Source organism: Henriciella mobilis, from assembly GCF_003576285.1.
Classification (GTDB): Bacteria; Pseudomonadota; Alphaproteobacteria; order Caulobacterales; family Hyphomonadaceae; genus Henriciella; species Henriciella mobilis.
On record NZ_QWFX01000016.1, the window covers coordinates 49807 to 63810 of the forward strand.

General features: G+C 62.6%; 15 protein-coding genes and 1 riboswitch. Of the genes, 4 read left to right on the forward strand and 11 right to left on the reverse strand.

Annotation, left to right across the window (positions count from 1 at the left end; translation table 11 throughout):
• Positions 1-128 precede the first annotated feature (128 nt).
• Positions 129-1265, forward strand: coding sequence for an Acg family FMN-binding oxidoreductase (locus D1223_RS15690; protein ID WP_147372876.1), 1137 nt, complete (start codon positions 129-131; stop codon positions 1263-1265).
• Positions 1258-1749 carry a MarR family winged helix-turn-helix transcriptional regulator gene (locus D1223_RS15695; RefSeq protein WP_233350091.1) on the forward strand — a complete coding sequence of 164 codons (492 nt, stop codon included), beginning with the start codon at positions 1258-1260 and terminating at the stop codon, positions 1747-1749. Before D1223_RS15690 ends, D1223_RS15695 begins: the two co-directional genes overlap by 8 nt.
• Here the strand turns inward: D1223_RS15695 and D1223_RS15700 are convergent.
• From D1223_RS15700 to D1223_RS15725, 6 genes are all read right to left on the reverse strand, one after another.
• On the reverse strand, positions 1746-2237 hold the full coding sequence (locus tag D1223_RS15700) for a GNAT family N-acetyltransferase (RefSeq protein WP_119377387.1): 492 nt from the start codon (positions 2235-2237) through the stop codon (positions 1746-1748). The two genes, D1223_RS15695 and D1223_RS15700, sit on opposite strands and share 4 nt — an antisense overlap.
• 48 nt (positions 2238-2285) lie before the next feature.
• The gene (locus D1223_RS15705; protein WP_119377388.1) at positions 2286-3269 is read right to left on the reverse strand and encodes an alpha/beta fold hydrolase; all 984 of its coding nucleotides are present in this window, start codon (positions 3267-3269) and stop codon (positions 2286-2288) included.
• A complete protein-coding gene (locus D1223_RS15710) occupies positions 3269-3715 on the reverse strand; it encodes a PaaI family thioesterase (RefSeq protein WP_119377389.1) in 447 nt (148 codons plus the stop codon). Before D1223_RS15710 ends, D1223_RS15705 begins: the two co-directional genes overlap by 1 nt.
• A gap of 76 nt (positions 3716-3791) precedes the next feature.
• Positions 3792-4535 (reverse strand): CPBP family intramembrane glutamic endopeptidase, encoded by a 744-nt coding sequence (locus D1223_RS15715; protein WP_119377390.1) that lies wholly within the window; start codon positions 4533-4535, stop codon positions 3792-3794.
• 57 nt (positions 4536-4592) lie between these two features.
• Entirely contained in the window at positions 4593-4772 is a 180-nt protein-coding gene (locus D1223_RS15720; protein WP_119377391.1) for a rubredoxin, read from the reverse strand.
• A gap of 10 nt (positions 4773-4782) precedes the next feature.
• Positions 4783-5421 carry a TetR/AcrR family transcriptional regulator gene (locus tag D1223_RS15725; protein ID WP_119377392.1) on the reverse strand — a complete coding sequence of 213 codons (639 nt, stop codon included), beginning with the start codon at positions 5419-5421 and terminating at the stop codon, positions 4783-4785.
• Between the two features lie 95 nt (positions 5422-5516).
• Here D1223_RS15725 and D1223_RS15730 point away from each other — a divergent pair, with 95 nt between their 5' ends.
• Positions 5517-6791 (forward strand): cytochrome P450, encoded by a 1275-nt coding sequence (locus tag D1223_RS15730; protein WP_119377393.1) that lies wholly within the window; start codon positions 5517-5519, stop codon positions 6789-6791.
• Here D1223_RS15730 and D1223_RS15735 read toward each other — a convergent pair.
• The 5 genes from D1223_RS15735 to D1223_RS15755 all read right to left on the reverse strand — a co-directional run bounded on the left by D1223_RS15735 (position 6788) and on the right by D1223_RS15755 (position 11615).
• Entirely contained in the window at positions 6788-8152 is a 1365-nt protein-coding gene (locus D1223_RS15735; protein ID WP_119377394.1) for an ABC1 kinase family protein, read from the reverse strand. The genes D1223_RS15730 and D1223_RS15735 overlap by 4 nt on opposite strands.
• Positions 8153-8162: 10 nt before the next feature.
• Positions 8163-8636, reverse strand: coding sequence for a VOC family protein (locus tag D1223_RS15740; RefSeq protein WP_119377395.1), 474 nt, complete (start codon positions 8634-8636; stop codon positions 8163-8165).
• Positions 8633-9100, reverse strand: a complete 468-nt coding sequence (locus D1223_RS15745; RefSeq protein WP_119404558.1) for a hypothetical protein — start codon at positions 9098-9100, stop codon at positions 8633-8635. Before D1223_RS15745 ends, D1223_RS15740 begins: the two co-directional genes overlap by 4 nt.
• A gap of 53 nt (positions 9101-9153) precedes the next feature.
• Entirely contained in the window at positions 9154-10038 is an 885-nt protein-coding gene (locus D1223_RS15750; RefSeq protein WP_119377397.1) for a methylated-DNA--[protein]-cysteine S-methyltransferase, read from the reverse strand.
• A gap of 128 nt (positions 10039-10166) precedes the next feature.
• Entirely contained in the window at positions 10167-11615 is a 1449-nt protein-coding gene (locus D1223_RS15755) for a sigma-54-dependent transcriptional regulator (RefSeq protein ID WP_119377398.1), read from the reverse strand.
• Between the two features lie 189 nt (positions 11616-11804).
• Positions 11805-11996: riboswitch (cobalamin riboswitch) on the forward strand.
• Between the two features lie 163 nt (positions 11997-12159).
• On the opposite strand from D1223_RS15755, the gene D1223_RS15760 reads away from it, so the two are divergent.
• Entirely contained in the window at positions 12160-14004 is a 1845-nt protein-coding gene (locus tag D1223_RS15760; RefSeq protein WP_233350093.1) for a TonB-dependent receptor plug domain-containing protein, read from the forward strand.

The following is a 14004-nucleotide window of genomic DNA, read 5'->3' on the forward strand; positions in this document are numbered from 1 at the left end:
GAAATGTGTCAAGCGATTGTGTTCACGACCCTCCATAGCGCCCGAACCACGCGTTACGCACTGAACTGAGCTTGACTAGTTTGATATCATACAATATTCGCTTGATATCAAACTAAATGGAGATTGTCATGGTTTCGCGGCGAGGTGTGCTGAAACTGGTTGGAGGCGGAACCGTGCTGGCCGCAGGCAGCGTGGGCACTTTCGTCGCAATGAATGGGCCGTCAAGGGCCGCGCGCGAACCATGGCGGCAGGCAGGCCTGTACGAGTCCTATCGCAAGCGAGCACTTTCGTACGCCTTGCTCGCGCCCAATCCGCACAATCTGCAGCCATGGCAGGTCTCGCTCGATGGAGAAGACGCGCTTACACTCTACCATGATCCGGAACGGCGCCTTCCGGCGACCGATCCATACGATCGCCAGATCACGATTGGCTGCGGCGCTTTTCTTGAACTGCTGTCCATCGCAGCGGCAGAAGACGGTTACAGGACGGAAATCACAGCCTTTCCTGATGGAAGCGACCTGCAGGCACTCGACCGCCGCCCCGTGGCGCGCGTGACCTTCCACGCCGGACGAGCCAGGCCAGATCCGCTCTTTGCGCACATCCTCGCCCGCAGGTCCAACAAGGAAGTCTATGAAAACAGGGACGTTGATACCGACAAGCGCAATGCGCTGGTAGCGGCTGGCGCCGTTTATGGCCAGACAGCTGGCTGTATCGGCAATGACCTCCTGGCAGTAAAGTTGCGGGACCTGACATGGCGAGCGCATCAGGTGGAAGTTATGACTGACTATACCTACCAGGAATCACTCGACCTTATGCGCATCGGTGCGAAGGAAGTCACAAACAGTCCGGACGGTATCGAGCTGGAAGGACCAATGATCGCGGCCGGCAGGCTGCTCGGCCTGGTCAATCGCAAGACGTTGGCCGATCCGTCATCAAGCGCTTTCCGTCAGGGCCTGGACATGTACCGCGCCATGGCGATGTCTGCGCGCGGCTTTGCCTGGATCAGCAATTCCAACGCGACGCGTCAGGACCAGATCAATGCGGGGCGCGCCTATGCGAGGCTCAACCTGAAAGCCACCGAACTTGGCATTGGCATCCACCCCTGGAGCCAGTCCCTGCAGGAATATCCAGAAATGGCTGAGCTGTACCGTGAGGTCCATGACCTTGTCGGCGGTGGCGAACGCTTGCAGATGCTGGTGCGGATTGGCTATGGCCCGAAGATCATGCCAACACCGCGACGAGGACTGGACGCTCATCTTGTCTGACACTTCAGGAACGCCGACGGACTCCACGCCCACAGAGGCGCTCTATTTCCAGTTGTTCAACGAGATCGGCATCATCAGCCAGCTGTCGTCCTCGGCCTTCGAGAAGGCCCTGCCGCATGGCCTGACCGCGGCGCAGTTCGGCGTGCTAAATCATTGCGTGCGACTGGGTGATGGACAGACACCGGCGCGGCTGGCTGCCGCCTTTCAGGTCACACGCGGAACAATGACATCGACGCTTTCACGCCTTGAATCCAAAGGCTTTATCCGCACCGAGCCAGATCCGAAGGATGGCCGCTCGAAGCGCGTCTACCTTACAGAAGCGGGGAAGACGGCGCGCGAGGATGGTGTCGCCGCGGCCGCCCCGCTTTTCCGGGACGTTACAGGGGCGCTCGATCGGGCGCAGGCTGAAGCACTACTCCAGCCGCTGCAGGCTCTTCGCAAGTGGCTGGACGAGAACCGTAATACAGATTTTGACGGTCTTTAGGGAGCCGTTACCAGGCCTTCGAGCGCACTGGCGTCGCCGGCGAGATCGCAGACCATGACACGCGACTGGTCTTGCGGGCCGGGGAAAGTGAGCCGGTTTCTGGGCGTGACGGTAAAACCAATCCGGCCGAAGTATTCCGGCGCGCCAATCAGCACCGCCGCTGGCCAGCCGGCTGCCTTACCGGCCTCCATCGCCGCCTCGGTGACCTGCAGGCCCAGACTCGCCCCCCGCCAGGCCGGAGACACGGCCACCGGTCCGTAGAACAGCGCCCGGTCGCGGCGCTCGCCGACCAACAGCGGCCAGACACGGCAGACCCCGACAACGAGATTGTCGACCACGGCCACGCGGTTCACCTCAGGTATCGAGGCAGAATACTCACGCAACCGCTCAGCCGTCTTGGCAAAGTGGCCAGGACCGAAGGTGCGGTCGAACAGGTCTTCAATCGCTTCGGCGTGGATGTCCGGCGTTTCTGGGAGGATTTCGATCATGGGGCGGGTGTTTAGGGCGCAGCGGCCCCGCTTGCAAACGGCTTTTCCCTAATCGTGCGGCCATCCGGCCAGTAGGCCGCGCACCGCCGATACAAAGGCAAGCGGCTGGTCGAGCATCACATGGTGGTAGGCAACCGGAATTGTGATCATCGGGATGGGCGGGTCCTGGATTGCCTGCATCCTGGCGGCCGCTGCAGGCGGAACCAGCTCCGAGAGTTCGCCGCGCATGAAGGCGATCGGACATTTCGTGTCGAGCCGCGTCAGGTCCATCTTGTCCCATTCCGCGATCAGTTTCGAGAAGATGAAGGGGTCGAACTTCCAGGTCACACCGTTTGTGCCGTCGTCGGCCGTTGCCTCTCGCAGGCTGTGGCGGGCGATATAGTCGACAACGAAATGGTTGGCGCAGGGCTGCAGCGGCGCAAGCCTGAACCGGGCGAGCGCAGCGGTGACATCAGGATAAACCGGGTTTGGATTGCGGCGCTGCGGCGGGCGCGGCCGGTCACTGCCCGGAGGCTCGATATGAGTGTCCACGACAACAGCACCGGCGAAGCGGTCTCCGTGCCGAATGGCCGTCGTCATGGCAACAAAACCGCCAAAGCTGTGCGCGACGATGATGGGCTTGCGGGCATGGTCGAACAGGCCGGCCGCCTCGCTGACCGCAACCTGCTCATTGGCGAATGTCGAGAAGGTATAGGATTCGCGCCAGTCGCTGTCGCCCATGCCCGAGAAGTCCGGCGCGACAACGTTCCAGTCCTCGGCCAGAAAAGGCGCAATAAAGTCCCACCAGTGGGCGTGGGCGCCATTGCCGTGCGCCAGCAACAGGCCTGGTTTCGACGGATCGCCCCACTGACGCCATCGGATCACCGCGCCATCGACTGTGGTCTCGCCGGTACGGACAGGCGCGGCCAGGGCCCGCCTGAACCAGTCCGGCGCGGCGGGACGGGCCCCGCCATAGGGTTTCAGCAGGAAATCTGCCTCACTGGGCGCTGAACGCGTGCGGACCGGCGCCGTGTCGTCGGAAGGGTTTCGCATCAGGCTACCCCGCCCGGACGGCGCTCGATGACCTTGAAGACGCCCGTCCCGGTCAGAAGTGTGCGCTCACCCGCCCAGATCCGGCCTTCAACCGTGTAGATGCCATCAACCTCACCGACGACTTTGCCTGCGCCCTCGACCCAGTCTCCTAGCTTCGCGCCGGACAGGAAGTCGCAAAGCAGGCGGACCGTCACCCACCAGGTGCTCTCATCATTCTCGATGGCCGAGCCCCAGGCCATGTCTGCGAAGGTCATCAGCATGCCACCGTGCGCATTCATCATGCCATTGGTATGGTGCTCCTCGACCCGGAAGCCGCGCGTCACATCCGTTCCATCGCGCTTCTGGAAAAGCGGGCCGACCTGCCGGCCAAAGCCCCGGTGCCAGGGCAGGAGTTCGAATCCGTCGGGAACGTCGAAACTCTGGGATTTTGTAAAATCGTCAGTCATCAGGCGACGGGATTTGCCGGAGGTGCACGGAACCGGCAAGCCCTGCCCCGGCGAAAAGGCTGCGCGCGACCCTGGTTCAGGTCGATGGCGGTGCCAGGCTGGCCAGGAAGGTTATGAAACCGTTGGCCGAGATGTGAGCCAGGATCGGCACCAGGATCGTTCCGCTTTTCAGCCGCAGCCAGGCAAACCCCATCCCCGCAATGAAAACCACCACCAGCGCCGCGACCGAGTATTGCAGATGGATGAAGGTGAAGGCTGCGCTTGAAATCGCCATGCTCATGACAGGCGGCACGCCGCGTACCAGCAGCGCCCCCATGGCGACACCCCTGAAAGTCACTTCCTCGATAAACGGCGCGAGCAGGAGAACATAAACGAGGTAGGACGCGCCCCAGTTTTCCGGTGCGAAAAGCGTCTCGTTCACGTCCCCGCTATACTGCCACTCCTCAGCGCCGCCGAAAAAAGCCGCGATGAGGAATTGCGGCGCCAGCAGCACGACAGGCCCCAGCAGGATGGCTGCAATGATCCAGTTCTGCGACGCTCGCATCTGGCCGGCAAAGGCACCGGCGCCGACATGTTCGCTCCACAGGCTGAGCAGGCCGAAATAGATGATCTGGATCCCGGCCAGCGCCATCCAGACCTGGCCGATGGCCTCGCGGCTGGCGGACTTGTTCTGGATCACATCGAAATAGCCCGGCCACGCCAGGACGATCAGCGCGGACCCGGCGACGGGAATGAGAAAGGGAGCGCAGAGGACCCAGAAGACCGCACTGAACGGCTCGCGGTGCAGCGCCATGGGCGTGTTGTAGGGACCGGATTCCATGCGGTCCGGCTTATCCAACGAGACCGGGTTTGGAAAGCGCTTCCTGCTGAAAGCGCTCTACATCTCGATCATGTCAAAATCGGATTTGGGCGTTCCGCAAAGCGGGCATACCCAGTCCTCCGGTATGTCGCGCCAGCGCGTCCCCGGGGCAAGCCCTTCGCTTTCGTCACCCTCGGCTTCATCATAGATGTAGCCACACGTTCGGCATTGCCACGTCTTGAAGGCTTCCTCGGCCATGGCCCTCTCCTTAGTCCAATGAAAGTCGCGCCCGCAGCGAGCGGATCAATTCGTCCCTGATCGGCGCGATGTCGGTGTTCGGATCGATCAGGCTCTGCATGCGAATGCCAATCAGGGAACAACCCGTCATCAGGGCGGCGGCGTCCGCGTCAGCATCGGCCCTGATGCTGCCGTCCGCCTGCCCCCTTTCGATGATCTGGCGGATCAGGACCCGCTCGATCTCGTGCTCGTCGGCAAAGGCCTCGCGCGTTTCGAGCTGGTCCGCGACGGCGGCCGAAAGCAACATGTAATAGGCGGTGACCTCTTCATGACCGTCGAGAACCTGGCAGTGAAGGTCGACGAAGGCACAAAGCGCGGAGAGACCGTCCATACTGTCCACCCGGTCGCGGTCGAGTGCCGCTTGCTGCCAGGTATGGAGGTGCGCGATCAAGGCGCGGATCAGGCCATCCTTTGACCCGAAACGCTGCGTGACGAGGCCGCGCGAATAACCGGCCTCCTTTCCGATCGTGTCGAATGTCGCCGCGGACACACCCTGCCCGGAAACCACGCGCAATGTGGCTTCCAGCAATTCCTGTTCAGACCGCTCACGCCGCTCTGCCTGGGTGGGCCGGCCATCATGTTTACGGGTGAAGGTGCTCGATTCAGCCATGCTCACTGCTAACATATTTGTTGGCTGTATAGCAAGTATGTGTTAGTGACCCTGTCAGAGGCGCCGCCAGCTGCGCACATTTCCGGAGGGATCAAATGACAATACCTGCCCATATCGCCGAATCCGTGGTCGACCCGAAGGCCTATGCCGACTGGGACCGTTCGCACGAAGCCTTTGCCTGGCTGAGAAAGAATGCCCCGCTCGATGTGGCTGAAATAGAAGGATTTGATCCGTTCTGGGTCGTCAGCAAACATGCCGACATCCAGGCCATCGAGCGCCAGAACGATCTCTTCCACAATGAGGACCGCTCGGCGACGCTGACCAATATCGAGACCGACAAGAAGGTCCGCGAGATGATGGGTGGCTCACCCAACCTCCTGCGCTCACTGGTGCAGATGGATAATCCGGACCACATGCAGTATCGCCGCCTGACGCAGGCCTGGTTCATGCCGCAGAATTTGCGCAAGCTGGAAGACCGGATTCGCGAGATTGCCCGCGGCTTCATCGACAAGATGGCGGACAAAAACGGCGAGTGCGATTTTGCCCGTGACGTCGCCTTTCTCTATCCCCTCCACGTCATCATGGAAGTACTTGGTGTGCCGGAAATTGATGAGCCGCGCATGCTGAAGCTGACGCAGGAACTGTTCGGCGCGCAGGACCCGGAGGTGAACCGATCCGGGCAGGAAATCTCAGATGCCGATACCGGCCTCGCCAACATCCAGGCCACGGTCGCGGACTTCTTCACCTACTTCATGGAAATGACCGAGGACCGCCGCCGGAACCCGCGCGAAGACCTCGGCAGCGTCATCGCGAACGGCGAAGTCTATGGCAAGCCGCTCGGCCATCTCGAAGCCATGAGCTATTACATCATCGCCGCAACGGCCGGCCATGACACGACGTCCAACACCACTGCCGGGGCACTCTGGGCTCTCGCGGAAAATCAGGACCAGTTCCGCAAGCTGAAGGAAGACCTGTCGCTGATCCCGTCCATGGTGGAAGAATCCATCCGATGGGAAACGCCGGTGAAGCACTTCATGCGCACCGCCACCGACGACACGGAGGTCCACGGCAAGAAGATCAGGAAGGGAGACTGGCTGTTCCTGGCCTACCCGTCGGGCAATCGCGACGAGGACGTATTCGACGACCCCTACAGCTTCAGGATCGACCGCTCACCGAACAAGCACGTCGCTTTCGGGTATGGCGCGCATGTCTGTCTCGGCCAGCATCTCGGCCGGATGGAAATGCGGATTCTCTGGGAAGAATTGCTCCCGCGTCTTAAATCCGTGGAACTGGCGGGCAAGCCGACCCGCGTGAAGGCAAATTTCGTCAGCGGACCGAAATCGATCCCGATCCGGTACGAAATGAACTAGGCTTCTAGCTCCGCCAGACCGGCACGCTGCAAGGCTTGCCGCTGGCGGTCCGCCACGGCCGCTTCGGAAAAGCCTTCAAGGCTCTCCTCGAACAGCCTGTGGAAGTTCAGCTCTGCCCCAAGGCGCAGATAGGCTGCACCGAGGCCGATAGCGGCCCGGTCGAGGAAGACGAACTCACGCGGAATCCGGACCGGCCCCTTTTCCTTCAGCCGCTTGCGAACCTCGAAGGCCTGTTTGCGGCCATACTCGCCCGGCGCGACCCCATCGGCGACAGTCCGCACCCGGTCTTCCAGCAATGGACCATAGATGAAGCCCGCCCAGATGTTCAGGATCTCGACCAGGTCCTTGTTGAGGTTGCGGAAGCCCCACTTCTCATAGGCCGCATAGGTCGCATCGAAATCCTCGGCGAGCATGGCGCGGTAGAGATCGACGACACCACCGACAAAGTTCGGCGGGAAGATGCGGATGCAACCAAAGTCGAGGAGGTTGAGCCCAGCCCCGCCATCGCGCACCTGGTAATTGCCGAGATGCGGGTCACCATGGATGACGGCATAAGAGTTCACCGGCAGCCACCAGGTCCAGAACAGGCGCTCGGCAATTCCGTTGCGGACGTCCTGAGAGGCGTCCTGATAGTCGACCAGGCGTTCGCCGGTGACCCATTCCATGGTCAGGAGGCGGTCGGTGGACAGCTCTGCAACGGGTTCAGGAATGTGCACGAAGTCCTTCGGCTCCAGCATTTCGCGATACAGCGACATGGCCTTGCGTTCACGCTCATAGTCGAGTTCCTCGCGCAGCCGGTCACCGATTTCCTCGATGATCTCCTCGGCGTCGATCGAGCCATCCATGCGCTTGAAGAGGCCGAGCAGGTTTCTCAGCTGGGCGACATCGCTTTCAACCGCGCTGGACATGTCGGGATATTGCAGCTTGCAGGCGACCTCGCGGTCATCATGCAGGCGCGCACGGTGGACCTGGCCGAGCGAGGCGGCATGAGCAGCCTCCTTGCCGAACTCGGCGAACCTGTCCTGCCAGCCCGGCCCGAGTTCGGCGCGCATGCGGCGCTTGACGAACGGCCAGCCCATGGCCGGCGCGTGGGCCTGCAGCTGCGAGAGCTCATCGGCATATTCGGACGGCAGGAAATCGGGAATGGTCGACAGGATCTGCGCGACCTTCATCAACGGGCCCTTGGTCTTGCCGAGCGCCGCAGCCAGGGCCTTCGCATTGCGGTTCTGGCTATCGTCGCCGCCAAAAAGCCGGTTGGCCGCAAAGCTCAGGCCTGCGCCGGACAGGTTGCCGCCCACCTGCGCGGTTCGCATCAGGCGCGCGGAAAAGCGGTTGCGTTCGGGATCGCGGTCTTCGGTCATATGCCTCCGCTCACCACGTCCCGATGTTCTCGGCGCTGGCCCATGGTTCCTTCGGAGGCAGCGGGTCGCCCTTCTGCAGCAGCTCGACGGAAATGCCATCCGGCGAACGCACGAAACACATGCGCCCGTCACGTGGCGGGCGGTTGATGGTGACGCCAAGCTTCTGGAAACGCTCGGTGGCGGCGTAGATGTCATCGACCTTGTAGGCGAGGTGGCCGAAATTGCGCCCGCCTTCCAGCTCTTCAGGGTCCCAGTTGTGGGTCAGCTCGATCATCGGCAGGCCGGGCGGCAAGCCCTTCTCGTCGCTCGGATTGGCCTGGAAGCGGGCAAGATCTTCAGGCGACGCAAGAAAGACCAGCGTGAAGCGACCGCCCTCATTGTCGACGCGGCGAACCTCCTGCAGGCCAAGGCCGTCGCAAAAGAACTTCAAAGCGGCATCGACATCACTGATACGGATCATGGTGTGCAGGTATTCAACGCTCATTCCTGGTCTCCTTCCAGCCGCCGGATCTCGGATTTCAGCGAGGGCGGCGCGTTCCTGTAATAATGGGACGTCACGAGATAAAGGAAACCGACCACCACACCCATCACGACCAGAAAGGTCATGAAGATGTGGAACATGTAGCCACTTTCCAGCGGACCCGGCTGTGCGCCGCTGAACCGCCAGATCGAATCCCAGAGGAAGTTGAAGCCGGACACCAGCATGGGCAGACCCGACAGGCTGACCAGCGCTGCGAACCAGCGATAGCTCGCGGCGAGCGGCGCTTCGCACTTGATGAAGGCTTCCTGGAAGTCCTCGCGTTCGACCTTTTCCGATAACAGGCCCTTTTCGCGCATCGAGTTGTACACAGCGTTGGAGAAGTGCGGCAGCTCGCGCCACTTCATTAGCAGGTACGCCCCCCAGATCCCCAGCGCCGCAAACATTAGCGCATAGATTGTGAGTGTCATCTCCGGTCCCGTGGTCTCTGGCGCGTGCCGCGCGCCGTCACCCGGAACAGGCGTCAGGCCGCGTGGGCACGCTCGAATGTCAGCATGGCGCGTTTGCGCGCCACACCCCAATGGTAATTATGTAACCTTCCGTCCGAAGCAAGAGCGCGGTGGCAGGGGATGAGCCAGGAGATGTTGTTCGCCCCGATGGCCGTACCAGCCGCCCGCGCCGCTTTTGGCTGGCCGGCAGCGGCCGCCACCTCGCCATAGGTCCGGGTCTCGCCGGCCGGGATGTCGAGCAGGGCGCGCCAGATCTGGCGGCGGAAGGGCGTCCCGTAGAGAGCGACGGGAATTGGCTTATCGGACTGGAAGATGCGGGCCGCCCAGCGGGCCGCCTCGGCGTCGTCGCGCCGCGTCTCTGCGTTCTCATAGCGGCTGGCGAGGTCCGCGAGCACGGCGTCCTTTGTATAACCGGGATGTTCGAAGCCGGTCTTCGACGCGGCGGCATCATCGGCAAAGCCGAGCCCGCAAAGCCCCCGGGACGAGACCAGGAAGACACCGGTACCAAACGGCGTCGGCGCCTCGCCAATCGTCAGCTGCGCGCCCGCTCCGCCGGTTTTCGCTTCTCCGGGGCTTAAGCCTTCATGCGCGATGAAGAGGTCGTGCAGGCGCGATGGGCCGGACAGGCCAGCTTCAAACGCCGCATCCATGACGCTCGCCCCCTGCCTCAGCAGGTCTCCCGCTTCGGCATGAGCCAGCGCGGCCTGGAACTGTTTCGGGCTTACCCCGGCCCAGCGTGTGAATTCGCGCTGGAAGTGGTGCGGCGAGAGGCCCATGGCGCGGGCACATTGGGTCAGGTCCGGCCAGTCGCGCCAGGTATCGCCGAGGTGCTCGAGGGCTTCGGCCATGCGCTCATAGGCAGCCGATCGCTCCGAAAGGGATGAAAGCGTCGTCGTCATGGGCCGAATGTGGCGCGTTCAAAGGCGCGCCGCCACCCGTTTCTTGCGGCATTGAAATGCAATAGCCGCAATTAGAATGGCGGCACGCCAGAACGCACCGCCAATTCCGATAGATCTGTACCGGACGTTTAGCCGACCTTCTTCGCTTCAGGCTCCAGCTCATACTCACGCAGCTTGCGGTAGAGCGTCGAACGGCCGATGCCGAGGCGGCGGCTGACTTCGGACATGTGGCCCTGATAAAAGTCGATCGCATATTCGATCACATCGCGTTCGATTTCCGACAGGGTGCGCAGCTCGCCTGTGCCGTCCTTGATCGCGACCGGGCTCGGGGCTTCGCTATATTCCGACTGGTCATTCGCCGGCTTTGCCGATTGCGGCACCGGTGGCAGGTCCGCCATTTCCGGCATGACGCCCGAGATTTGCGGGAAGTCGTGCGGCAGAAGCTCATTGCCTTCGCAGAGGATCATCGCGCGGAAGACCGCGTTTTCCAGCTGCCGGACATTGCCCGGCCAGTCATAAGCGCAAAGCACCTGAAGCGTTTCCTCGCTGACCCCGGCAATGTTGAGCCCTTCCGACGCATTGAAGCGGGAGATGAAGTGCTCGACGAGGGCCGGGACATCATCCTTGCGCTCGCGCAGGGACGGCATGTCGATCGGGAAGACGTTGAGGCGGTAATAGAGGTCCTCGCGGAAGCCGCCGGACTTCACCTGCTCTGCAAGGTCCTTGTTGGTCGCCGAGATGATCCGGACGTCGACCTTGGTCGGGCGGCGCGAGCCAACAGCATCGACCTCGCTTTCCTGCAGCGCCCGCAGCAATTTCACCTGCATGTCGAGCGGCAGTTCGCCGACCTCGTCGAGGAACAGCGTGCCGCCATCGGCCTCGACGAACTTGCCAAGCGACTTGGAGACAGCGCCCGTAAACGCGCCCTTCTCATGGCCGAACAGGATGCTCTCGACCAGGTTCTCCGGGATCGCGCCACAGTTGACGGTCACGAACGGCTTGCCTGCACGGTCGGAGGCGCCCTGGATGCAGCGGGCGACGACTTCCTTACCCACACCGCTCTCACCGAGGATCAGCACCGGAATGTCCGAACTCGCCGCGCGCTGGCCCAGGCGGATCACCTGGCGCATCGCGGTCGCCGAGCCGATCATGTCGTCGAAACTCATGCCGCCTTCGGTCTTGCGGGTCAGGCGTTTCACTTCGCCGGTCAGCGACGACATCTTCAGTGCATTGCGGATCGAGACGACCACACGTTCCGGATTGGCCGGCTTGACGATGAAGTCGACAGCGCCGGCGCGCATGGTGGTGACGATTGTGTCGATGCCGGACGTCGCCGTCAGCATGATGACCGGCACGTCGGGAACGCGTTCCGACAGGCGCTCAAGCGTTTCCATCCCCGAAAGGCCCGGCATGGTGAGATCCAGCAGGATGACATCGGCGCCCGCTTCGGTCGCTGCGGTGAAGCCGGTCTCGCCATCCGGCGCGGTGCGGCAGGCAAAGCCGGCCTTCTCGACAGCAGCCTGGATCAGCCTGCGTTGCGTCGGATCGTCGTCGATTACAAGGACTGTCTTCGCCATCATCTTCACCCGTGTTGCCGCCCGTTTGGGTCATTTCGCTACGACCCGATATGGCACACAGAGATGGAGTTATGGTTCAGTTGAATGGATGAATTTTAATCTAATTTCCAAGACGCAGAGCATCGGTCGACGGGCGCTGGCGAAGTCGCTTCCCTTGCGGCACTCTATTGACACAACCGCCCGCCTGAAACATCAGGCAGATCAGATGGTGCCCGCCCGACAGCGGGCTAAGAGGGAAGCCGGTTCGAATCCGGCGCTGTACCCGCAACTGTCAGCCAGGAGCTGATGGCCACTCATGCCACTGGAGCCCCATGCTCCGGGAAGGCGGCCAGAAAGCGTTGATCGGCGAGCCAGGAGACCTGCCATCGCGTCGTTTGCCCAAGGCCGGGGATAGCCAGCGGGCGGCGGAGCACTCTCCGTTTCACGACAATTCGCCGGCTGCGCCCTCATGAGGTCCAGTCACGCATTGCATCAGGCGCGCCCGCAAGGCGCGCAAAACGGAGTATGAAGATTGTTCAGATCCTCATTATTGGCCGGATCGGCCATGCTTGTCCTTTCCGGAACTGCCTCAGCCCAGACGCTGGCCGAAACAAGGCTGGACACGGTGACCGTATCTGGGCTCAGGCCCGTCGCCGATGACAGCCTGACCGAAGATGTCACCGTCCTCGATGAAGACGATCTTGCCATTCGCGCCACGCCTTTCGCGGTCGATCAGCTGCGCGCCGCGCCCGGCATTGGCGTTTCGCGATCCGGCTCGGTCGGCGGGCTGACGCAGGTCCGCATCCGCGGCGCCGAGGCAAATCACACCCTTGTCTTCCTTGACGGTATCGAGTTCTCCGACCCGGTGACCGGCGAGACCGATTTCGGCCTGCTGTCAGGGCTCGACATTGCCCGCATCGAAGTTCTGCGCGGAGAACAGTCCTCGCTTTATGGCTCGGACGCGATTGGTGGCGTCATCGGCATTTACACCTCCGGTCAGGACGGCCTCGACGCCGAAGCCGAAGCTGGCTCACGCGGGACCGTCCGCGGATCAGCCGGCTTCAGCGCGGGCGATGGCCCGTTCCGCGTCGGCGGCTCGGTCGCCGGCTTCGCAACCGACGGCGTCGACAGCGCCGGCCTCGATGGCGAGAAAGACGGCTCGGCCAGCGGCTCGGCGCTGCTGCGCGGCGCCATCGCCCTGCCGGATGACTGGGACCTTTCGCTCCTCGCGACCTACCGGGAGTCGGACTCCCAGTTCGACAGCGACACCGATTTCGACGGTCTCCTGGACAATGTCGACCGCGAAACCGACAGCGAACAGTCGATCCTCGGCGCCTCTCTTTCGGGCGAGACCGGCCCGGTCAGCCACCGCTTCGGCGCCAGTTTCAACCGCGTCGACCGGACCAACCGCGCCGATGGCACCTATACGGACTCAACCCTTGGCGAACGGACCAAACTGTCCTGGAGCCCCTCGGTCTCGACCGGCAGCGAAAGCTTCACCCAGACCTTCAGCGCCCTGCTCGATTATGAGCAGGAAGACTATGAGCGCCGCTCCACTGACCTTGCCTTTGGCGACCCGAACCAGAGCCAGAGCTTCGAAACTCTCGGCGTGGCCGGCGAGTACCGGCTGCAGCTGGACCGGTTGCGGGCCAAGGTTTCCGCGCGGTTCGACGACAATGATGGCCGTTTCGACGATGCTGAGACCTGGCGGGCCGGGGCGGCCTGGCTCTTCGACTTCGGCGGCCGCGCGCGGGCCTCTGTCGGAACCGGGGTAAAGAACCCGACCTTCACTGAACTCTTCGGCTTCTATCCCGACAGCTTTGTCGGCAATCCGGACCTGACGCCGGAAAAGTCGACCAGCTGGGAAATAGGCTGGGACCAGGACTGGGAGACGTTCAGCGGCTCCATCACCTGGTTCGAGGCCGAGCTTGAAGACGAAATCTACACTGCCTACACGCCGGACTTCCGGTCGACGGCAGCCAACCGGGCCGGCGACAGCAAGCGCTCCGGCCTCGAATTCGCTGCGCGCTGGACGCCGACAGATAGCCTCTCGGTTTCCGGCCAGTTCACCAGCCTCTCCAGCGAGTCCGATGATGGCAGCGACGAGATCCGCGTACCCGAAAACACGGCCAGCCTCGCAGCTGACTGGGCGGTGAATGACAGCGGCCTGCGTATTGGCGCCGCGTTCGACTATGTTGGCGAGCAGGACGATTTCAATTTCGGCACCTTCCCGTCTACCCGCGAGACGCTGGACGCCTACGTCCTGGCCTCGCTGACGGCGCAAATCCCGGTCAGCGAGCGCCTGGCCATCACGCTGCGCGGGGAAAACCTGTTCGACGAGGAGGTCACCGACGTCTTTGGCTATCGCGGGCCGGGCGCAGGCGCCTTTATCGGCTTGAGGCTAAGATAG